A 20,847-nucleotide genomic window follows, 5' to 3' on the forward strand; every position below is an offset into this window, starting at 1 on the left:
GGAGCTGATGGACGAGGCGGCGCTCGCCGCCATCTCGCGCTACACCGGAGCGGCCCTGGACCGCGGTGCCGCCTACCTCCTCGTCCAGACGGACGGCGGTGATCGCGGCGGAGGCGGCGGCCGCAGCGACGACGCTCGGGAAGTACGCGCCGACCGTGGCCACGCGTCCGGTCGGGATCGGGCGGAGCTTCACGGTGGCCTCCACGATGACGCCCAGCGTCCCCTCGGAGCCGGTCAGGAGCGCGGTGAGGTCGTACCCGGTGACTCCCTTCACGCTGCGGCGGCCGGTGCGGAGCAGGCGTCCGTCGGGGAGGACGACCGTCAACCCGAGCACCGCTTCCCGGGTCACGCCGTACTTGGCGCACAGCAGCCCCCCGGCGTTCGTCGCGATGTTGCCGCCGATGCTCGAGATCGCGCGGCTCGCGGGGTCGGGCGAGAAGACGAGGCCGTGCGGAGCGACGGCGTCCGACAGCGCCTGATTGATGACCCCGGGCTCGACCACCGCCAGCTCGTCCTCGAGCGACACCTCGAGGATGCGGTCCATGGCGGCGGTCGAGAGGACGAGCGCTCCCTCGCTCGCCACTCCCCCGGCAGCGAGGCCCGTTCCCGCTCCGCGCGGCACGACCGGGAGCCGGTGCTCCGTCGCTATGCGCAGCGCCGCCTGCACGTCCTCGACCGAGCGGGCAGCGACGAGCGCGAGCGCGCGACCCGGTGCGGAGAAGCCCGACTTGTCGGTGTGCACGGCCTCGAACCCGGGGCCCTCGGTCAGGACCGCGTCGCCGAGCGCGTCGCGCAGCTGTCGGAGGATCTCGTGGTCGTGCATGGTTCACTCCGTGCGGTCGCGGGCGGGTCCTGCCGATCCTTCCACGGGCGCGGGGCAGGATGGCGGGATGACCGGAGAGACGCGATGGCCGCGGTGACGAGCGCGGGGATCCTGCTGCACCGCGAGGGCCCCTCCGGCACCGAGGTGTTCCTCGGGCGGATGGGCGGCCCCTTCTGGACCCGGCGCCCCCGCGCGTGGACGATCCCGAAGGGCGTGCACACGGGCGGCGAGACGCCGCTGGACGCCGCGCGCCGCGAATTCGAGGAGGAGACCGGCGCTCCTCCGCCCGACGGGGAGCTGACCCTCCTCGGCGCGTTCCGGCAGAGCGCTGCCAAGACCGTCACGGTCTTCGCCGGGCGCGGACTCGCGGACACCGCCTTCGTCGCGAGCAACACCTTCGAGCTGGAGTGGCCGCGGGGCTCCGGCGTGCTGCGCAGCTTCCCCGAGCTGGAGGACGCCCGGTGGCACCCGCTCGACGAGGCCCGCTCGCTGGTGGTGGCCGGGCAGGTCGCCGCCCTCGACGCGCTGGCCGAGCTGCTGGCGGATCCGGACGGCGGGGACCGGGCCGGCACCGCCCCCTAGTCGGCGGTCGCGTAGACCCGCAGGCCCAGCGGCACGATCCGCACCACGGCCTCGTCGAATCCGTCGCGGGAGCCGTCGAAGCGCTCGGTCTCGCCGTCGTGCGCCCACTCGGGGTCGTCCCCCGCGGGTCGGCGCGCGCCGACGGTGATCTCCGGCGTCGAGAACGACTCCACCACCGGTGCCCGCCAGCCGGGCACACGGCCGACCACCGGGGTCGCCGTACGGCCGAGCAGGAGCGAGAACGCTCCCCGGGTGCGCGGAGTCCGTCCTGAGTGCAGGATGCGCACGTCGAGGTGGCCGTCGTCGAGCCGACGCCGGGCGAGCGGGGCGGCCGTGCGCGGGTGCTCCTGGTTCACCCCGACGAAGTACGACCAGACGAGCTGCGTGCGCCCGTCGCGCCGGAGCTCGAACGGATCGGTGCGCCGCACGACCGAGAGGGCCGCGATCACGGCGGCGAGCGGCTTCCCGATCCGCTTCTCGCGCTTCTCGCGGGCCGCGACGAACTCCGGGTAGACGCCGATCGAGACCGTGTTGAGCACCGTGACCGGGTCTCCCCCGTCCGCGACGACCTCGGCCACGTCGACGTCGCGGCGCTCGCCGATCGTCGCCGCGTCGAGCGCGTCCTGGACGGTGAGCAGCCCCAGCGCCTTCGCGAAGTGGTTCATGGTCCCGCCCGGCAGCACGAGCAGCGTCATCCCCTCGGCGCGGGCGAGAGCGGCACCGACCGACATGGTCCCGTCCCCGCCGTAGATCCCGAGCACCCGGGGCGGAGAGTCCCCCGAGCGCGCCTCGCGCACCACGTCGGCGAGGTCCTCCGCCTCGGTCAGCCGGTGCACGCGCGCCTTCGGGAACCGGGCTCGGACCAGCGGCTCGGGATCGGGGCGGTGCGAGTCCCGGCCCGCGCCGGGGTTGAGGACCACGAGGAGGGCGGCGCCGTCCCCCAGCGGGCTGCGATCGACGGGGGGCCGGGTCGCGCGCTCCGAGACGGGCACGTGGCGCGGCTCGGCCGGCAGGACGGCTCGGCCGACGACCGCGACCGCCGCGCCGAGCGCCGCGCCGCCGAGGACGTCCGAGAGCCAGTGGACGCCGACGTGCAGGCGGGAGAAGGCCACGGCGGCGGCGAGCGGGGCGACCGCCGCCCCCACTCGGGGCGACTCGAGCGCGACCCCGGCGGCGAAGGCGGCGGCGCTCGCCGCGTGCCCCGAGGGGAAGGACGCCGACGTCGGCACGGTCGCCAGGCGCCGGCCGACCGGGACGTCGACGAGGAGCGGCCGGTCGCCGCCGAACACGCGCTTGCCGACCAGGTTCGCGAGCGCGCTGGCCGCGGCGAGCGAGGCGGTCCCCCGCAGAGCCTCGCGGGGACGCCCCGCCAGGAGCAGCAGAACGCCGACGCCGGCCCAGAGGACTCCGTGGTCCGCGGCCCGGGAGAGCCCCACGAGCGCCCCGTCGACGACGGGCGACGGCCGACGGGCGTTCAGCCGCCGGGCCGCACGAGCGTCCGCCCGGCGCACGACGCGCGGGACGGTGACGAGTCGGCGGAGCAGGACGGACGGGGGTCGGGTTCCGCGAAGGGCCATGCGCTCAGCGTAGGAGGAGGCGCCTCCGCGGTCCCTGGACCGGTCGACGGCGCGCTACACCTCGCCGAAGCCCGACTCGACCAGATCGCCGAGCCGGCCGACCGCCTCCTGGGCCTGCGGCCCCGACGCCGAGAGGACGACCTCGTCCCCGCGGTCGAGCCCCAGCGACATCACGCCGAGCAGGCTCGTGGCGTCCTTGCCGTTCGCGTCGATCCGGGCGTCGAAGGCGGCGGCGAGCGTCACGAAGTCGGCCGCGGGACGAGCGTGCAGGCCGTTCGGGTTGATGAGGCGGACGCGGCGCTGCACGCGCTCGTCACCGGGCGGAGCCTCCTCGGCGGGAGCAGCGAGCGCCTCGCCCCGGGCCGACTCCGCGGCGGCGAGCACCTCGTCCAGCGACGCCCCCGTGCCCGCGGCGACGGCGGCCGCGACCGCCCCCTCCACCAGCGGGGCGTCGGCGATCCGGACCCGGGCGCGCGCGTCGTCGCCGAGGAACTCGACCGCGGTCTCCGCCGTCATGATCGCCGAGCCGAGGTCGCAGAGGACGACGACCCCCTCGCCGGAGTCCGCCTCCGCCAGCGCCGCCGTGATGCGGTCGAAGCTGGTGCCGATGCCGCCGTCGTCCGTCCCGCCCGCGGCGACCAGCGCGACCGAGGCCGCCATCTGCTCCGCGAGCTCGACCAGCCCCTCCGCCAGCTGCGCGCTGTGCGAGACCAGGACCAGCCCGACGCTCACGCCGCCGCCTCGGCCGCTGCGCGGAGCAGGAGCACGGTCGACACGCTGCCGGGATCACGGTGCCCGATGGCGCGCTCGCCGAGGTAGCTGGCTCGTCCCTTGCGGGCGACCAGCGGGTCCGTCGACTCCGCTCCGCTCTGCGCCGCCTCCGCCGCCGCGGCGAGGACGTCGGCCGGAGCCGCTCCCTCCTCGGCGGCGGCCGCGGCCGCGTCGACCGCCGGCGTCCACGCGTCCACCATCGTCTTGTCGCCCACCTCGGCCTTGCCGCGGAGCACGATGCCGTCCCTCGCCGCGGCCAGGAGCGCTGCGACGTCCGCGCCCTCGAGCGCGACCTCGCCCGCGACCGCGGCGGAGGCCTTCAGGAACGCCGTGCCGAACAGCGGGCCCGAGGCGCCGCCGACGGTGGAGATGAGCGTCGTCGCGACCAGCTTGAGCACGTCCGCCGGGAGCCCCTGCTCCGGCGCCGCGTCCAGCTTCGCGACCACCGCCTGGAAGCCGCGGTCCATGTTCTCGCCGTGGTCCCCGTCGCCGATCGCCCGGTCGAGCGTGATCAGCTCGACCCGGTGCTCCGCGATCGACTCGGCGGCGCGGCGGATCCACGCCGTCGCCCACGCCGCGTCGAGCCCGGCTCCCTGTGCGTCCTGCATGGTCGTCTCCTCCTCGTGCGCCGCTCCTGCGGCTGTCGTTCCGGTCATGGTGTGCGCGCGGGCGCTCAGCGTCCCCACCGCAGCGCCGCGGTCTGCACCGGGGAGTCCCACAGCTCGGTCAGGGCGTCGTCGAGCTTGAGGACGGTGAGCGAGAAGCCCTGCATCTCGAGCGACGTCGTGTAGTTGCCGACGAGGCTGCGTGCGACGGTGATCCCCTTCTCGGCCAGCGCCTCGGCTGCGCGGCGGTAGGCGAGGTACAGCTCGATCTGCGGCGTGCCGCCCATGCCGTTCACCAGGAGCAGCACCTCGTCCCCGGAGGAGAACGGCAGGTCCTCCAGGATCGGACCGAGGATCCGGTCGACGATGCGGTCGGCCGGCTCCAGCGCGATCTTCTCCCGGCCGGGCTCGCCGTGGATGCCGATGCCGATCTCGATCTCGTCCTCGCCCAGCTCGAAGCTCGGCTCGCCCGCGTGCGGGACGATGCACGGCGTGAGGGCGACGCCCATCGAGCGCACGTTCGCGATCACCGTCTCGGCGATCGTCGCGACCTCGTCGAGGGAGTCGCCCCGCTCGGCCGCGGCGCCCGCGATCCGCTCGACCAGCACGGTGCCGGCCACCCCGCGGCGGCCCGCGGTGTAGAGCGAGTCCTTCACCGCGACGTCGTCGTCGACGATCACGCTGCGCACCTCGATCCCCTCGGCGCCGGCGAGGTCGGCCGCGGTCTCGAAGTTCAGGACGTCGCCCGTGTAGTTCTTCACGATGTGCAGCACACCCGCGCCGCCGTCGACGGCCTGCGTGGCCGCGACGATCGGGTCGGGCGTGGGCGAGGTGAAGACGGGACCCGGGACGGCGGCGTCCAGCATCCCGAATCCGACGAAGCCCGCGTGCAGCGGCTCGTGCCCGCTGCCGCCTCCGCTGACGATGCCCACCTTGCCCGAGCGGGGCGCGTCGGCCCGCACCACGAACAGGGGATCCGGCACCACCCGCACCAGGTCGGCGTGCGCCAGGCCGAAGCCGGCCACCGACTCCGTGACGACGTTCTTCGGGTCGTTGATGAGCTTCTTCATCGAGGTCTCCTCCAGGATCGGGCCACCACTCGGGCGTCCCGTGACCTGCGGGCGATCCGGCGCGTGGTGGATCGCCGCCCGCACCGTCGCGGACAGCAGCCCCACGTTACGCCCTGCGCTCGCGCCTACGGCAGCGGGACGACGGCGCGCTGCGTCTCGCGGACCCACTCCTCGAGCTTGGCCGTGGCGGCCCCGGAGTCGACGGCCTCCGCCGCGCGGTCCATCGACGTCCGCAGGCGCTCCAGGACGGGCGTGCGCACGAGGTCCGGGTCGCGCGCCAGGTCGAACGCCGCGAGGCCCGCGGCCGCGTTCAGAAGGACGATGTCGCGGACGGGGCCGCCGTCTCCCGCGAGCACCGAGCGCACCACGCTCGCGTTGTAGGCGGCGTCGCGGCCGCGCAGCTCGTCGATCCGCGCGCGGGGCAGGCCCAGGTCGCGCGGGTCGAGGTCGTGCTCGACCACGGAGCCGCGCGACACCTCCCAGATGTGGCTGTGACCCGTGGTGGTGAGCTCGTCGAGGCCGTCGTCCCCGCGGAACACCAGAGCCGTCGCCCCGCGCGTCCGGAACACGCCGACGACCAGCGGCACCCGGTCGAGGTGCGCCACTCCGACCGCCGAGGCCTCGGGACGCGCCGGATTGCAGAGCGGGCCGAGGAAGTTGAACACCGTCGGCACGCCCAGCTCGGCGCGCACCGGACCGGCGTGCCGGAAGCCGGGGTGGAAGAGGGACGCGAAGACGAAGGCGATCCCCGTCCGCCGGAACACCTCGGCCACCCGCTCGGGAGAGAGGGAGAGGTCGACCCCGAGTGCCGCGAGCACGTCGGAGGAGCCGGAGGAGGAGGACGCGGCCTTGTTCCCGTGCTTCACGACGGGCGTGCCGGCCGCGGCCGCGATGATCGACGCGGTGGAGGAGATGTTGACGGTCCCGAAGCGGTCCCCGCCCGTCCCGACGATGTCCAGTGCCATCGGGTCCACGTCCAGCGGCACCGCGTGGTCGAGGATCGCGTCGCGGAAGCCGACGATCTCGTCGACGGTCTCGCCCTTCGCCCGGAGGGCCACCAGCAGTCCGGCGAGCTGCGCAGGAGTCGCCGCGCCCTCCATCACCTGCTCCATGGCCCACGTCGCCTCGGAGACGCTCAGATCGGAGGACTCGAGGAGTGCGCTGAGAACGTGCGGCCAGGACAGGGTTTCCGACATGGCTCCCAGATTATGCGACGAGGATCGCCTCCCGGCTAGTGCGACTTCCCTCCCCTGCCATCGGCCATAATGGTCTGTGTGACGAGCACCTCTCTCTCCCCCACGGCCACCGCGCCCGTAGTGAACCGACCCAACCCGGTCGCGGTCGGAACGATCGTCTGGCTGGGCAGCGAGGTCATGTTCTTCGCGGGCCTCTTCGCGATCTACTTCACCCTGCGCAGCACCTCTCCCGAGCTCTGGGGCGCCGAGACCCAGATCCTCAACGTCCCCTACGCGGGCGTGAACACGGTGATCCTCGTGGCCTCGTCGTTCAGCTGCCAGTTCGGCGTGTTCGCCGCCGAGCGCCTGCAGCCGCGCGCGACGGGCCTCAGCCCGTTCAAGTGGGGCATGGTCGAGTGGTTCTTCCTCACCTACGCCCTGGGCGCGGTCTTCGTCTCCGGCCAGGTGCTCGAGTACGCGACCCTCGTCTCCGAGGGCGTCACGCTCTCCAGCAACGCCTACGGCTCCGCCTTCTACCTGACGACCGGCTTCCACGCCCTGCACGTCACCGGCGGTCTGATCGCGTTCCTCCTCGTCATCGGCCGCGGCTTCGCGGTCAAGAACTTCGGCCACAAGGAGGCGACGAGCGCCATCGTCGTCTCGTACTACTGGCACTTCGTCGACGTCGTCTGGGTCGGCCTGTTCGCCGTCATCTACTTCCTCAAGTGACGCGCCCGCCGATGCCCCACTCCACTCCCGACCCCCGCAGGAAGGACGCCTCGATGGCCTCCCCGAAGACGAAGAGCCGAGCCAAGAAGGGTCGCCGCCACCCGCTCGCCACCCTGGCCCTGATCGCCATCGGCCTCGGGCTCACCGGCGGGACCTACGCCGCGGTCGGCGTCGCGACGTCCGCCTCCGCCGAGACGTCGTCCACCAGCCAGCAGACGATCGACGAGGGCTCGAAGCTCTTCGCCGCGAACTGCGCCACCTGCCACGGCCTCGACGCCGCGGGCACCGACAACGCTCCCTCCCTCATCGGAGTGGGCGCGGCGTCGGTCGACTTCCAGGTCGGCACCGGACGCATGCCGATGCAGATGCACGGCCCCCAGGCGCTCGAGAAGCCGGTGCAGTTCACCGACGAGCAGGTCGGCGAGCTCGCCGCCTACGTCGCGTCGCTGGCCCCCGGCCCCGCGATCCCCGAGGGCGAGGTCCTCGACGGACAGGGCGACGCGGCGAACGGCGCCGAGCTGTTCCGCATCAACTGCGCCATGTGCCACAACGTCGCCGGAGCCGGCGGCGCGCTCACCGAGGGCAAGTTCGCTCCCCCGCTGGGCGGCGTGACCGAGGCGCACATCTACGAGGCGATGGTCACCGGCCCGCAGAACATGCCGGTCTTCAACGACCTCAACATCTCGCCCGAGGACAAGCGCGACATCATCTCGTACCTCAAGTACATCGAGGCCAACCCGTCCCCGGGCGGATTCGCGCTCGGCTCCCTCGGGCCGGTCGCGGAGGGCCTGTTCCTCTGGATCTTCGGCCTCGGCGCGATCGTGGCCCTGACGGTGTGGATCACCGCCCGATCCAACTAGACGACTGCAGCGCCCTGACGGGCGCGACTGACCCACGGCACCGACTGGTGCCGACACGGCGTGAAAAGGAGAACCATGGCAGAGCACGATGAGGGTGGCACGGACCTCGCCACCTCGTCGGCCACCGGGCACGGAACGGCTCCGGCCGGCACCGCGGTCGTGACGCGGGATCGCGTCCAGGACCCGGGCCTCCCGCCGCACCGCCCCCGGATGACCGACCTCGACCCCAAGGTCGAGAAGCGTGCCGAGCGCACGGTGTACACGCTCTTCTACCTCTCCTTCGCAGGCTCGATCTTCGCGGTCGCCGCGTACATGGCGTTCCCGATCACCGAGGACGTCGCGTCGGTCCGGCTGAACACGCTGTTCATCGGCCTGGGCATGTCCCTCGCGCTCCTGGGCATCGGCATCGCCGCCGTCCACTGGGGCAAGCAGCTCATGTCGGACCACGAGGGCATCGACATCCGCCACCCCGTCCGCAGCGCGGAGCCCACCCGCGCCCGTGCGCTCGAGATCTTCGACCAGTCCGACAAGGAGTCCGGCTTCGGCCGCCGCTCCCTCGTCCGCAACAGCCTGATCGCCTCCCTCGTCGTGTTCCCCCTGCCCGCCGTGATCCTGTTCCGGGGCCTCGGCCCGCAGGACCAGAACCCCGTCGCCCTCCTCAAGACCACCCTGTGGGAAGAGGGCACGAGGCTCACCCTGGACCCGTCGGGAGCGCCGATCCTCGCATCGGACGTCACCCTCGGATCCGCCTTCCACGTCATCCCCGAGGGCCTCAACGACGCCGAGGGCAAGCTGGAGGAGAAGGCCAAGGCCGCCGTCCTCCTGATGCGCCTGAAGCCGGAGGACCTCATCGTCAGTGAGGGTCGCGAGACCTGGAACTACGACGGAATCGTCGCCTACTCCAAGATCTGCACGCACGTCGGCTGCCCTGTGGCGCTGTACGAGCAGCAGACCCACCACCTGCTGTGCCCGTGCCACCAGTCGCAATTCGACATCACGCGCGAGGCCGCCGTCATCTTCGGCCCGGCGAAGCGTCCGCTTCCGCAGCTCCCCATCACCGTCGACGCCGAGGGTTACCTGGTCGCCAGAAGCGACTTCACGGAGCCCGTCGGACCGTCCTTCTGGGAGCGATGACTCACATGTCCACCACCACCCCCTCACGCCCCTCCAGCTCCCCCGCGGAGCCCGAGGACGGCGTCATCCTCGGATCCGGCAAGTTCCAGAAGGGGTACGTCGGAGCGGCGTCGAACTACATCGACGAGCGCACGAGCATCTCCGCGGTCGTCAAGGAGTTCGGTCGCAAGATCTTCCCCGACCACTGGTCCTTCCTCCTCGGCGAGGTCGCGCTCTACAGCTTCGTCATCATCCTGCTGTCGGGCACCTTCCTCACCTTCTTCTTCCAGGCCTCGATGGTCGAGACGCACTACGAGGGCAGCTACCTGCCCCTCAAGGGCATCGAGATGTCGGCGGCGATGTCGTCCTCGCTCGACATCTCCTTCGACATCCGCGGCGGCCTGCTGATGCGGCAGATCCACCACTGGGCGGCACTGCTGTTCGTGGCCTCGATCGGCCTGCACATGCTGCGCATCTTCTTCACCGGTGCGTTCCGCAAGCCCCGCGAGCTCAACTGGGTCATCGGCTTCGTCCTCTTCATCCTCGCGATGGCCGAGGGCTTCACCGGCTACTCGCTCCCCGACGACCTGCTCTCGGGCAACGGCCTCCGCATCATCGACGGCATGGTCAAGGGCATTCCGATCGTCGGCACCTGGATCTCGTTCCTGCTCTTCGGCGGCGAGTTCCCGGGCACCGACATCGTCGGCCGCCTCTACACGCTGCACATCCTGCTGCTGCCGGCGCTGGTGCTCGCGTTCATCGCCCTGCACCTCGTGTTCGTGGTCGTCCACAAGCACACCCAGTTCCCCGGTGCGGGCAAGACCGAGCAGAACGTCGTCGGCTACCCGGTGCTGCCGGTCTACGCCGCGAAGGCCGGTGGATTCTTCTTCATCGTCTTCGGCGTCGTCGTCCTCATCGCCTCGCTGTTCACGATCAACCCGATCTGGAACTACGGCCCGTACGACCCCTCGCCCGTCTCCGCGGGAACCCAGCCCGACTGGTACATCGGCTTCGCCGACGGCGCCCTGCGCCTCGTCCCGCCGGGACTCGAGTGGGCCATCCCGGGCATCGGAACCCTGTCGTTCAACATCCTGATCCCGCTCGTCGGCCTCGGACTGTTCATCGCCGTGGTCATGCTCTACCCGTTCCTCGAGGCGTGGATCACCGGTGACAAGCGCGAGCACCACCTGCTCGACCGCCCGCGCAACGCCGCGACCCGCACCGCGATCGGTGCCGCCGGAGTCAGCTTCTACGCCGTCCTCTGGGCTGCCGCCTCGTCCGACCTCATCGCGACGCACTTCCACCTCACGATGGAGGGCGTGATCCACAGCCTGCAGTTCCTGCTCATCGCGGGTCCGTTCATCGCGTACTTCATCACCAAGCGCATCTGCCTGGCGCTGCAGAAGAAGGACCGCGAGATCGCGCTGCACGGCTTCGAGTCGGGCCGCATCGTCCGCCTCCCCGGCGGGGAGTTCATCGAGGTGCACCAGCAGCTCGACGAGTACGAGCGCTGGAAGCTCGTCGGTCAGGACGAGTACGAGCCGCTGATGATCCGTCCGGACTCGCGTGGCCGCATCACCGCCCCTCAGCGCGTGCGCGCCGGCCTCTCCCGCTGGTTCTTCGAGGACCGGATCACCCCCGTCACCCAGAAGGAGCTCGAGAGCTCGCACAGCGAGCACTGATCCTCCCCCGAAGGGCCCGGACGTTCATTCGTCCGGGCCCTTCGTCGTTCCCGCAGCGGGGCGGCGCCTGTCCTCCGGCGCGGTGGAGGTCGGCGGTGGACCGAGAGGCGGTGAGACCGGATCACAGCGCCTCGTCGGCGACAGGCCGGCAGGAACGTGGGGCGATCCTCCGGACCCCGAGACCTCCGCTCCTCGGATCACGAGACGCCATCTCACTGTCGAGCTGGAGACGTCCGCCCCCGTCCGATCATGGAGTGATCCGGCCCCTCTGCGTGCTCGCAGTGTCGTCGTCCGGTGAGGTCCCCGGTCCCCGTACACGTCGAGACGCTCCGGATTAGTTCGAGGGCACCCATCCCCAGCAGGCCTGTCAGGACTGCCCTCCCCCACTCACGGTCGATCCCTCTGTGATCGGCGACGGCGACGCTCGCCGGTGAGACAGAGGAGGCGACCTCCGGGCATCGACGCCCGTCGCTGCAGCGGCGTCTCAGGCTCCTTGTCCTCGCAATGACCGGCATGACCCGCTAGACGTACCGAGGAACTCTCAGAGCCGCAGGGGCGCCCGCGGTTCCGCCGGGATGCGGGGTCCCAATGAGTTCGGAACGGTGTGCAGAGGTCCGGAGGGCGGCGCAGGCGTCAGAGCGCGGCAGGCCCAGGGCATCCGCGGGCGCAGCAGTATCCGCGACCTTAGCGCGCCACCGCCGTCGGCACGCCACAGGCGCAGAGGAGAGCCGCCACAGGCTTAGCCCGCTCACCCGTGGCCGGAGCAGGAGCCGTCGAGACGCAGCCCCGTAGGGGTGATGACGCTGCCCGACGCTCCTGCTCGGCGCCGCTCGCTGCGCTCGCCTGCGAGCTTCCGCGTCGCGGGCCGTCGGGTTGTGCTCAAACGAGCTCCTCCGCGCAGGACGCCTCTGTGTCCTGCCAACAGGACACCAAGAGAGATCCCGCTCAGCTCGTCATCCCTCACTGAGCGGTCCCGGTCCTCACCGGGAGGTCCCGGCTCTCACCGGGAGGCTCGATCCCCCACCGATCGGCGAGTGACGCCCCTGCACGAAGCCGAACGGCCGAGCCGACTGGGCCCCGACCGCGCGTCGCTTCCTCCTGGATATGCGGAAGGGCCGGGTGCACGGAGCCGAAGCCCTCGTGCACCCGGCCCTCGGCCGTGCGATGCGCCCTAGCGGGCGAAGTATCCGCGGTAGTACTCGTACACCCAGCCGGCGATGGCGACCAGGAAGAGCCCGACGGCGATGTAGGTGATCCAGAACCCCACGGCCAGGCCGAGGAATCCGAGAGCCGCGGAACCGCCCAGGATCAGCGGCCACCAGCTCCACGGGCTGAAGAAGCCCAGCTCGGGGTCTCCGTCATCGATGTCCGCATCGAGGCGGTCCTCGGGGAGCTCGGCACCCTGCGCCTTGTGGACGCGGCCGACGTAGAACGCGATGAACGCGCCCAGCACGGCCGAGAGGCCGATGCCGACGGTACCGACCCACTCCACCTGGCCCGTGTCGAGCAGCGACCACACGATGTACGTGATGTCGGCGAGGAGGAAGAAGCCCGCGAGGAGCCAGAAGAGATTGACGTTGGCGCGCATGGCCCTACTTCACCGTGCCTTCGGACTTGTCGTACGTGGGGGCGTCCGGAGCGTCCTTCGCCGGACCGATTCCGACGGGGATGCCGGCCTCGGGGTGATTGAGGTCGAACGCCGGGGCCTCGCTTCGGATGCGCGGGATCGAGGTGAAGTTGTGGCGGGGCGGCGGGCACGACGTGGCCCACTCGAGCGACCGGGAGAAGCCCCACGGGTCGTTCACCGTCACCTTGGGCGCCTTGCGGGCCGTGATGTACACGTTCAGGAAGAACGGGATCAGCGACACCGCGAGGATCATCGCTCCGACCGTCGACACCTGGTTCATCCAGGTGAAGCCGTCCTCGGGGAGGTAGCTGGCGTAGCGGCGCGGCATGCCGACGACGCCCAGCCAGTGCTGGATGAGGAAGGTGGTGTGGAACCCGATGAACAGCAGCCAGAAGTGCCACTTGCCCAGCGTCTCGTTCAGCATCTTGCCGGTCCACTTGGGCCACCAGAAGTAGAAGCCCGAGAACATCGCGAAGACGACGGTTCCGAACACGACGTAGTGGAAGTGCGCCACCACGAAGTACGAGTCCGAGACGTGGAAGTCGAGCGGGGGCGACGCGAGGATGACGCCGGTGAGTCCACCGAAGGTGAAGGTGATCAGGAAGCCGATCGCCCAGATCATCGGGGTCTCGAAGGTCACCGATCCGCGCCACATGGTGCCGACCCAGTTGAAGATCTTCACGCCGGTAGGGACCGCGATGAGCATGGTCATCAGCGAGAAGAACGGCAGCAGGACCGATCCGGTGACGTACATGTGGTGCGCCCACACCGTCACGGAGAGAGCGGCGATCGCGATGGTCGCGTAGATCAGCGTCTTGTAGCCGAAGATCGGCTTGCGGCTGAAGACCGGGAAGACCTCGGACACGATGCCGAAGAACGGCAGCGCGATGATGTACACCTCGGGGTGGCCGAAGAACCAGAACAGGTGCTGCCAGAGCAGGACGCCGCCGTTGGCCGCATCGTAGATGTGTGCGTCGAACACGCGGTCGGCGCCGAGGGCGAACATCGCGGCGGCGAGCACCGGGAACGCGAGCAGCACGAGGATCGACGTCACCAGGATGTTCCAGGTGAAGATCGGCATGCGGAACATCGTCATGCCGGGGGCGCGCATCGTGATGATCGTCGTGATGAAGTTCACCGCGCCGAGGATCGTGCCGAAGCCCGAGAGCGCGAGGCCGAAGACCCAGAGATTGCCGCCGAGCCCTGGTGAGAACGTCGTGCTCGACAGTGGCGCGTACGCGAACCACCCGAACGACGCCGCACCCTGCGGGGTGACGAATCCGGCGACCGCGATGAGCGAGCCGAAGCTGTAGAGCCAGTACGCGAAGGCGTTGAGGCGGGGGAACGCGACGTCGGGGGCGCCGATCTGCAGCGGCATCAGGACGTTGGCGAACCCGGCGAAGAGCGGCGTCGCGAACATCAGCAGCATGATCGTGCCGTGCATCGTGAACAGCTGGTTGTACTGCTCGCGCGTCTCGACCACGTTCAGGCCGGGCTCGAACAGCTGGGCGCGGATGACCAGGGCCATCACGCCGGCGATGCAGAAGTAGATGAACGACGTGATCAGGTACATGTACCCGATGACCTTGTGGTCGGTCGACGTCATCCAGCGGACGAGGACGTTCGCCTTGCGCTGGACCGGCGGAGTGCCGGCGGTGCGCGTCGGGCGGGGTGCCGTGGCGGTGCTCATGCTCCCTTACTCCTCGTTCTCGCGGGCCGGCGCGCCGGTTCCGGGAAGGTTCGAATTGCGGTTGTACTCGGCGCCGAGCTGACCGGTCTGGCCCGCGTCGCGCAGCGACTGGATGTAGTCGTCGTACTCGCCCTGCGAGACGACCTTGACGTTGAAGAGCATCGCGGAGTGGTACTCGCCGCAGAGCTCGGCGCACTTGCCCGCGTAGGTCCCCTCCTTGAGAGGCGTGACGTACATGTAGTTCGTCTTGCCGGGGATCATGTCCTTCTTGTAGAGGAAGTCGACGACCCAGAAGGAGTGGATCACGTCGCGCGCGTCGAGCTGGATCTTGATCTTCTGTCCGACGGGCAGGTAGAGCGTGGGGATCTCGGACTCGACGAGCGAGCCGGCCGCGTCTCCGCCCTCCTGGTACTGGCCCTGGATGCCGGCGGAGTAGACGTCCTCGTCGACGTAGTTGAAGTCCCACGCCCACTGCTTGCCGTACACCTGGATGGTCTCGTCCGGATCGTCGTAGGGCTGCTCGATGGCGGCCTGGTCGCGCGCGGTGAAGGCGAAGAAGCCGATCACGAGGATCAGCGGCACGATCGTGTAGAAGATCTCGATCGGCATGTTGTAACGCAGCTGGACCGGCAGGCCGGTCTGCCCCTTGCGACGGCGGTAGACGACCACCGCCCAGATGGTGAGACCCCACGTGACGACGCCGACGGCGAGCAGGACGATCCAGGAGGTGACCCAGAGTCCGATGACGCGGTCGACGTGGTTCGTCGTGCCGGGTTCGGTGGGGAGCCAGCCCTGGAGCTGCTCTTGCGTGCAGCCCGCGAGGACGAGGGCGAGGGCTCCTGCGACGGGGGCAGCGACCCATCTGCGGATTCGGCGATTGAAGCGCACCGGTGACCTTTCGGAAGACTGGGGACCAGTTCACACGAAACTGTATTAGACCGGCTCCAGCCTACCCTTCCGCTCCGGCGGCCCGGTGCACGACGACCCGCTCTTGACGTCCCGGCCGAGTGGTGCAGTCGTGACGAACGGCGCCCGACGGCCACCGGAGTGGACTGTCGGACGCCGTTCGGAGGCGCTGCGGCCCGGGGCCGCGCGGCGTCAGTGGAAGCTGTCGCCGCAGGCGCAGCTGCCGCCCGCGTTGGGGTTGTCGATGGTGAAGCCCTGCTTCTGGATGGTGTCCTCGAAGTCGATCGAGGCGCCGTCGAGGTAGGGGACGCTCATCTTGTCGACGACGAGGCCGACGCCCTCGAACTCCACCGCGGCGTCGCCGTCGAGGGTGCGCTCGTCGAAGTAGAGCTGGTAGATGAGGCCGGAGCAGCCGCCGGGCTGCACGGCGACGCGCAGGCGCAGGTCGTCGCGGCCCTCCTGCTCGAGCAGGCTCTTGACCTTGGCGGCGGCGGTCGGGGTCATCGAGACGCCGTGGGCCGCGCTGGGCGGGGTGGCGAGGGGGGTCGCCGTCTGGTCGGTCAGTGTGTCTGACATGTCACTCCTCAGGGGACGGGCGGAACGGTCGTCGTGCCTTCCGGGATTCTACGGCTGCAACCCGGGTGGTCACCCGGGTATTCCACGACCGGTGGTCAGTCGCGGTGAGCGGCGGCGCGGAGCAGGAACAGCGCCTCGGTCTGCGCGGCGCGCTTGAAGACGCCCAGGTGCAGCGACTCGTTGGGGCTGTGCGCGCGCGAGTCGGGGTCCTCGACACCGGTGACGAGGATCTGCGCCTCGGGGAACTCGCGCACGAGGTCGGCGATGAACGGGATGCTCCCGCCGATCCCGGTCTCAAGGGGCTCGCGTCCCCAGGCGTCCGCCATCGCGCCCTTCACCAGGTCCACGGCCCAGCCGGTCGCGTCGACCAGGAAGGGGCTGCCGGTGTCGACGTCCTCGATCGCGAGCTGAGCGCCGAACGGGGAGTTCGCCCGCAGGTGGCTCTCGATGGCGGCGAAGGCCTCCTCCGCGTCCTGGCCCGGGGCGATGCGGGCGCTGATCTTCACGCGCACGGACGGGACGAGGGTGTTGGAGGCGTCGACGACGCTGGGCGCGTCGATCCCGGTGACCGTGACGGCCGGCTTCGACCACAGGCGCGAGAGGATCGCGCCGGTGCCGATCGGCGAGACCCCGTCGAGCAGCCCGGAGTCGCGGCGGAGGTCCTCCTCGGTCGTCTCGGGCACCGCTCCGTCGTGCTCGGTGAGGCCGGCGACGGCGACCGAGCCGTCCTCGTTCCAGAGCGTCGCGAGCAGGCGGACCGCCGCGAGCATCGCATCCGGGACCGCTCCGCCGAGCATGCCCGAGTGCGAGGCGTGCGCGAGGGTCCTGACGGTGAGGGTGAAGGTGACGTTGCCGCGCAGGCCCACCGTCAGCGCGGGGGTGTCGACGTCCCAGTTGTCGCTGTCGGCGACGATGATCGCATCCGCGCGGAGGGCGTCGTGGTGCTCGCGGAGGAAGGTGGGGAACGAGCGCGACCCGAACTCCTCCTCCCCCTCGATGAAGAGGACGAGCCCGAGGTCGTGGTCCTCGCCAGCGACCTCGCGCAGTGCGCGCACCGCGGCGAGGTGGGACACGACTCCGGCCTTGTCGTCGGCGGCACCGCGCCCGTACAGGCGGTCGCCGCGCACGGTCGGCTCGAACGGAGGCGTCTCCCACGCCGACTCGGCGCCCTGCGGCTGCACGTCGTGGTGGGCGTAGAGGAGGACGGTCGGCGCTCCGTTGCGGGCGGCGCGGGTGGCCAGGACGGCCGGCTGGCCGAGCACGTCCGTGCCGTCGATCGTGGCGCTGTGGATCGCGACCTCATGGAAGACGCCCGTCTCGCGTGCGAGCTCGGCGATGGCCTCGGCGCTGGCGGCCACGCGGGTGGCGTCGAAGCCGTCCCACGAGACGGACGGGATCCGCACGAGCTGCCCGAGCTGGGCGAGCGAGCGCGGCAGATCGTCGCGGACGGCGGCGAGGACGGCCTCCTCGTCGGAGGAGAGTGCGGGCGGAGTCGGAGCGTCGTGAGCCATGGAGGTAATCTTAAGAGACCCCCGATTCCAAGGACGTTCCCCGTGGCCAAGCACCCGATCGCAACCGACACGCCCGACGACGCCGGCTCCCCCGGCTCCGGGAAGGGCCGGCCGACGCCGACCCGGCGCGAGCAGGAGCTGGCCCGCAAGCGTCCGCTGGTCGTCACCGATCGCAAGCAGGCCGCCCGCGACGCCCGCGAGAAGGCCGCGGTGTCGCGCGAGCAGGCCCGCATCGGCCTGGCCGCCGGCGACCAGCGCTACCTGCCGCTGCGCGACAAGGGTCCTCAGCGCAAGTTCGTGCGCGACTGGGTCGACGCGCGCTTCAGCCTCGGCGAGTTCCTCATCCCGGTGATGGTCGTCGTCCTGCTGCTGAGCTTCTTCCCGCAGCCGGAGCTGCAGTACGCGACGCTGGTCATCCTCTGGGTGTTCTTCCTCCTCGCGGTGATCGACTGCATCCTCCTCGGCATGCGGATGCGCCGGAAGCTCGCCGAGCGCTACGGCGCCGACAAGGTCGAGAAGGGCATCCGCTGGTACGCCGCGATGCGCGCCCTCCAGCTGCGCGTCATGCGCCTGCCGAAGCCCCAGGTCAAGCGCCGCGCCTTCCCCGAGTAGTCGGACGGCGGACCACGAAGGGCCCCTGCGGTCGCGCCTCGCGCGGCTCCGGGGGCCCTTCGTGGTGCACGGCGGGTCAGGAGGCGCGGGCCAGTCCCCGGTTGATGTCCCGAGCCCACAGGGGCCCGCGGTAGATGAAGGCGGTGTAGCCCTGGACGAGGGTGGCGCCCGCGTCGAGGCGCTCGCGCACGTCCTCGGCCGTCTCGACTCCTCCGACGGAGATCACGCAGAAGGCCGCGGGGACGACGCCGCGGATCACGCGGAGCACCTCGAGCGAGCGCGCGGCCAGCGGGGCACCGGAGAGGCCGCCGGCGCCGGCCGCCTCGACCACGGCACGGTCGGTCGAGAGGCCCTCCCGGGAGAGTGTCGTGTTGGTCGCGATGATCCCGTCCAGACCCAGGCGGACGGCGAGCTCGGCGACCCGGCCGACCTCGTCGTCGGAGAGGTCCGGGGCGATCTTGACCAGCAGTGGTGTCATGTCGGCGGCGTCCTTGACGGCCGCGAGGAGCGGCTCGAGGCGGTCGATCTCCTGCAGGCCGCGGAGACCGGGGGTGTTCGGCGAGCTGACGTTCACGACGAGGTAGTCGGCGAGCGGCGCGAGCAGGCGCGTGCTGATCAGGTAGTCCTCGATCGCGTCGTCCACCTCGACCACCCGGCTCTTGCCGATGTTCACGCCGATCACGGGGCGGTGGCGCGCGCTGCGCAGCCGGATCAGCCGCTGCGCCGCAGCCTGGGCGCCGTGATTGTTGAAGCCCATCCTGTTGACGACGGCGCGGTCCGCGATCAGCCGGAAGAGGCGCGGCCGGTCGTTGCCCGGCTGCGCCCGAGCGGTCAGGGTCCCGACCTCGACGTGTCCGAAGCCGAGCGCGCCGAAGCCCAGGACCGCGGTGGCGTCCTTGTCGAAGCCGGCCGCGACGCCGAACGGGGTCTCGAAGCGGAGCCCGAGCGTCTCGACCGCGGGCGTTCCGCGCGGGACGGTGGTCCGGCGCAGGACCGGAGCGAGGGCTCCGAGGGCCCGGATCACCGGAAAGCTCAGGTGGTGAGCCCGCTCCGGGTCGAGGCGGCGCAGGACGGTGCGGAACAGGAGCGGGTACACCCGGGCCTCAGATCTCGTCGGCGCTGTGCGGCACGGAGGTGCGCTCGGCGCGGAGCAGGGTGATCGCCGACTCGAAGTCGTCCAGCGAGTCGAACGCCTGGTAGACGCTCGCGAAGCGGAGGTAGGCGACCTCGTCGAGCTCCCGCAGCGGCGGCAGGATGGCGAGGCCGATGTCGTTCGCGTCGATCTGCGAGGCGCCCGTGGAGCGGATGCTCTCCTCCACCCGCTGCGCGAGCACGGCCAGATCGGTGTCGGTGACGGGCCGGCCCTGGCAGGCCTTGCGGACGCCGCTGACGATCTTCTCGCGGCTGAACGGCTCCACGACTCCGCTGCGCTTGATCACGACGAGGCTCGCGGTCTCGGTCGTCGAGAAGCGCCGGCCGCATGACGGGCACTGGCGGCGGCGGCGGATCGAGAGGCCGTCGTCGCTCGTGCGCGAGTCGATCACTCGGGAGTCGGGGTGCCGGCAGAAGGGGCAGAACATCGAGGGCCTCTCGGTCTCAGGCGAAGCGGGCGTCGACGGCGTCGCCGTGGGCGGGCAGCGCCTCGGCGTCGCTGAGAGCGCGGATGTGCGGGGCGACGCGCTCGAGCGCACCGCGGTCGTACGAGATCAGCTGCTGCGGCCGGAGGAAGGTGTAGGCGCCGAGCCCGGAGGAGAAGCGCGCCTGCCCCAGCGTCGGGAGCACGTGGTTGGAGCCGGCGAGGTAGTCGCCCAGGCTCACCGGGGTGGTCGGGCCGAGGAAGATCGCGCCGGCGTCGTGGATCCGCTCGGCCGTCGCGACGGGGTCGGCCGTGTGCAGCTCGAGGTGCTCGGGGCCGTAGGCGTCACTGAACGCGCAGGCGAGCTCGAGGTCGTCGACGATCACGAGCGCGGACTGCGGGCCGTCGAGTGCGATGGCCACGCGCTCCGCGTGGTGGGTGGCGGCGGCCTGGGCGGCGACCTCGCGCTCGACGGCGGCGGCGAGCTCGGCGCTGTCGGTGACCAGGACCGCGGAGGCGGCCTCGTCGTGCTCGGCCTGGCTGACCAGGTCGGCGGCGACCAGGCGCGGGTCGGCGGAGTCGTCGGCGATCACGAGGATCTCGGTCGGGCCCGCCTCGGAGTCGATGCCGACCTGGCCGAGCACCTGGCGCTTCGCGGTGGTGACCCAGACGTTGCCCGGCCCGGTGATGATGCTGACGGGGTCCAGCCCGATCGAGTCGACGCCGTAGGCCAGTGCGGCGACGGCTCCGGCGCCTCCGACCGCGTAGACCTCGTCGATACCGAGCAGAGCGGCCGCCGCGAGGATCGTGGGGTGGACGGAGCCGCCGAACGCCTTCTGCGGCGGCGAGACCAGGGCGATGGAGGCGACTCCGGCGGCTTGCGCGGGCACGGCGTTCATGACGACGCTCGACGGGTAGACCGCCTTGCCGCCGGGGACGTACAGCCCGGCGCGGGCGACGGGCTGCCAGCGCTGGGTGACCGTGGCGCCGTCGTCGAGCTCGGTGGTGCGGGGCGGGGGGATCTGCGCGGCGCTGGCGCGGCGGACGCGCGCGATCGCCTCCTCGAGTGCGCTGCGGATGGCGGGGTCGAGGCGGTCGAGCGCCTCGGCGATCTGCTCGGCGGGCACGCGGAGGTGCGGGGGGCGCACGCCGTCCAGCCGCTCCGCCTGGTCGAGGAGCGCTTCCGCGCCGCGTTCGCGGACGTCGGCGATCAGCTCGGCGACGACGGGCCCGACGGAGGCGGACGTGCCCGGATTGCGGGGCACGAGGGCGAGGAGCTCGGCGGAGGAGGGACGACGGCCGCGGAGGTCGAGAGTCTGGATCATGGCCGCCCCAGTCTACGCGCCGCCCTCCCCCCGCTCC

General features: G+C 71.3%; 20 protein-coding genes. 6 read left to right on the forward strand and 14 right to left on the reverse strand.

Annotated elements, in window-relative coordinates; genetic code table 11:
* The coding region (locus C5C27_RS10915) for an FAD-binding oxidoreductase (RefSeq protein ID WP_146079664.1) at positions 1-823 on the reverse strand (823 nt) is incomplete at its 3' end.
* An 84-nt stretch (positions 824-907) separates the two neighbouring features.
* On the opposite strand from C5C27_RS10915, the gene C5C27_RS10920 reads away from it, so the two are divergent.
* Positions 908-1,405 (forward strand): NUDIX domain-containing protein, encoded by a 498-nt coding sequence (locus tag C5C27_RS10920; protein WP_104239317.1) that lies wholly within the window; start codon positions 908-910, stop codon positions 1,403-1,405.
* On the opposite strand, the gene C5C27_RS10925 is transcribed toward C5C27_RS10920, so the two are convergent.
* The 5 genes from C5C27_RS10925 to trpD form a co-directional block, all read right to left on the reverse strand.
* Positions 1,402-2,982, reverse strand: coding sequence for a bifunctional phosphatase PAP2/diacylglycerol kinase family protein (locus tag C5C27_RS10925; RefSeq protein ID WP_104314383.1), 1,581 nt, complete (start codon positions 2,980-2,982; stop codon positions 1,402-1,404). The two genes, C5C27_RS10920 and C5C27_RS10925, sit on opposite strands and share 4 nt — an antisense overlap.
* Before the next feature lie 54 nt (positions 2,983-3,036).
* Positions 3,037-3,714 carry a dihydroxyacetone kinase phosphoryl donor subunit DhaM gene (dhaM, locus tag C5C27_RS10930; protein ID WP_104314384.1) on the reverse strand — a complete coding sequence of 226 codons (678 nt, stop codon included), beginning with the start codon at positions 3,712-3,714 and terminating at the stop codon, positions 3,037-3,039.
* Entirely contained in the window at positions 3,711-4,361 is a 651-nt protein-coding gene (gene dhaL, locus C5C27_RS10935; protein ID WP_104233336.1) for a dihydroxyacetone kinase subunit DhaL, read from the reverse strand. Before dhaL ends, dhaM begins: the two co-directional genes overlap by 4 nt.
* Before the next feature lie 65 nt (positions 4,362-4,426).
* The gene (gene dhaK, locus C5C27_RS10940) at positions 4,427-5,428 is read right to left on the reverse strand and encodes a dihydroxyacetone kinase subunit DhaK (RefSeq protein WP_104233337.1); all 1,002 of its coding nucleotides are present in this window, start codon (positions 5,426-5,428) and stop codon (positions 4,427-4,429) included.
* Between the two features lie 125 nt (positions 5,429-5,553).
* Complete coding sequence (gene trpD / locus C5C27_RS10945; protein WP_104225357.1) at positions 5,554-6,624, reverse strand: anthranilate phosphoribosyltransferase; 1,071 nt, start codon at positions 6,622-6,624, stop codon at positions 5,554-5,556.
* A 69-nt stretch (positions 6,625-6,693) separates the two neighbouring features.
* Between trpD and C5C27_RS10950 the strand changes: the two genes are divergently transcribed.
* The 4 genes from C5C27_RS10950 to C5C27_RS10965 all read left to right on the forward strand — a co-directional run bounded on the left by C5C27_RS10950 (position 6,694) and on the right by C5C27_RS10965 (position 10,987).
* On the forward strand, positions 6,694-7,332 hold the full coding sequence (locus tag C5C27_RS10950) for a heme-copper oxidase subunit III (protein WP_104224647.1): 639 nt from the start codon (positions 6,694-6,696) through the stop codon (positions 7,330-7,332).
* 53 nt (positions 7,333-7,385) lie between these two features.
* A complete protein-coding gene (locus C5C27_RS10955) occupies positions 7,386-8,192 on the forward strand; it encodes a c-type cytochrome (protein ID WP_104224648.1) in 807 nt (268 codons plus the stop codon).
* A 75-nt stretch (positions 8,193-8,267) separates the two neighbouring features.
* Positions 8,268-9,326, forward strand: a complete 1,059-nt coding sequence (locus tag C5C27_RS10960; protein ID WP_104225358.1) for a ubiquinol-cytochrome c reductase iron-sulfur subunit — start codon at positions 8,268-8,270, stop codon at positions 9,324-9,326.
* A gap of 5 nt (positions 9,327-9,331) precedes the next feature.
* Positions 9,332-10,987: a ubiquinol-cytochrome c reductase cytochrome b subunit gene (locus C5C27_RS10965; RefSeq protein ID WP_104224650.1), complete on the forward strand. Its 1,656-nt coding sequence runs from the start codon at positions 9,332-9,334 to the stop codon at positions 10,985-10,987.
* A gap of 1,171 nt (positions 10,988-12,158) precedes the next feature.
* On the opposite strand, the gene C5C27_RS10970 is transcribed toward C5C27_RS10965, so the two are convergent.
* From C5C27_RS10970 to C5C27_RS10990, 5 genes are all read right to left on the reverse strand, one after another.
* Positions 12,159-12,575: a cytochrome c oxidase subunit 4 gene (locus C5C27_RS10970; protein ID WP_104224651.1), complete on the reverse strand. Its 417-nt coding sequence runs from the start codon at positions 12,573-12,575 to the stop codon at positions 12,159-12,161.
* A 4-nt stretch (positions 12,576-12,579) separates the two neighbouring features.
* Entirely contained in the window at positions 12,580-14,304 is a 1,725-nt protein-coding gene (gene ctaD / locus C5C27_RS10975) for a cytochrome c oxidase subunit I (RefSeq protein ID WP_104224652.1), read from the reverse strand.
* 6 nt (positions 14,305-14,310) lie between these two features.
* Positions 14,311-15,192: a cytochrome c oxidase subunit II gene (gene coxB, locus C5C27_RS10980; RefSeq protein ID WP_104224653.1), complete on the reverse strand. Its 882-nt coding sequence runs from the start codon at positions 15,190-15,192 to the stop codon at positions 14,311-14,313.
* A gap of 210 nt (positions 15,193-15,402) precedes the next feature.
* Complete coding sequence (gene erpA, locus C5C27_RS10985) at positions 15,403-15,786, reverse strand: iron-sulfur cluster insertion protein ErpA (RefSeq protein ID WP_104224654.1); 384 nt, start codon at positions 15,784-15,786, stop codon at positions 15,403-15,405.
* A gap of 95 nt (positions 15,787-15,881) precedes the next feature.
* Complete coding sequence (locus C5C27_RS10990; protein ID WP_104314385.1) at positions 15,882-17,297, reverse strand: dipeptidase; 1,416 nt, start codon at positions 17,295-17,297, stop codon at positions 15,882-15,884.
* Positions 17,298-17,339: 42 nt separating this feature from the next.
* Between C5C27_RS10990 and C5C27_RS10995 the strand changes: the two genes are divergently transcribed.
* Positions 17,340-17,909: a DUF3043 domain-containing protein gene (locus tag C5C27_RS10995; protein ID WP_181027102.1), complete on the forward strand. Its 570-nt coding sequence runs from the start codon at positions 17,340-17,342 to the stop codon at positions 17,907-17,909.
* Positions 17,910-17,985: 76 nt separating this feature from the next.
* Here the strand turns inward: C5C27_RS10995 and C5C27_RS11000 are convergent, their stop codons facing one another.
* The 3 genes from C5C27_RS11000 to hisD are packed head-to-tail and all read right to left on the reverse strand — an operon-like array spanning position 17,986 to position 20,810.
* Positions 17,986-19,005, reverse strand: a complete 1,020-nt coding sequence (locus C5C27_RS11000) for a quinone-dependent dihydroorotate dehydrogenase (protein ID WP_104314386.1) — start codon at positions 19,003-19,005, stop codon at positions 17,986-17,988.
* A gap of 7 nt (positions 19,006-19,012) precedes the next feature.
* A complete protein-coding gene (gene nrdR, locus C5C27_RS11005) occupies positions 19,013-19,489 on the reverse strand; it encodes a transcriptional regulator NrdR (RefSeq protein WP_104224657.1) in 477 nt (158 codons plus the stop codon).
* Positions 19,490-19,505: 16 nt separating this feature from the next.
* A complete protein-coding gene (hisD, locus tag C5C27_RS11010; RefSeq protein WP_104246755.1) occupies positions 19,506-20,810 on the reverse strand; it encodes a histidinol dehydrogenase in 1,305 nt (434 codons plus the stop codon).
* Positions 20,811-20,847: the final 37 nt, after the last annotated feature.

Source organism: Rathayibacter sp. AY2B7 (genome assembly GCF_002931635.1).
In the GTDB taxonomy this organism is placed as follows: Bacteria; Actinomycetota; Actinomycetes; order Actinomycetales; family Microbacteriaceae; genus Rathayibacter.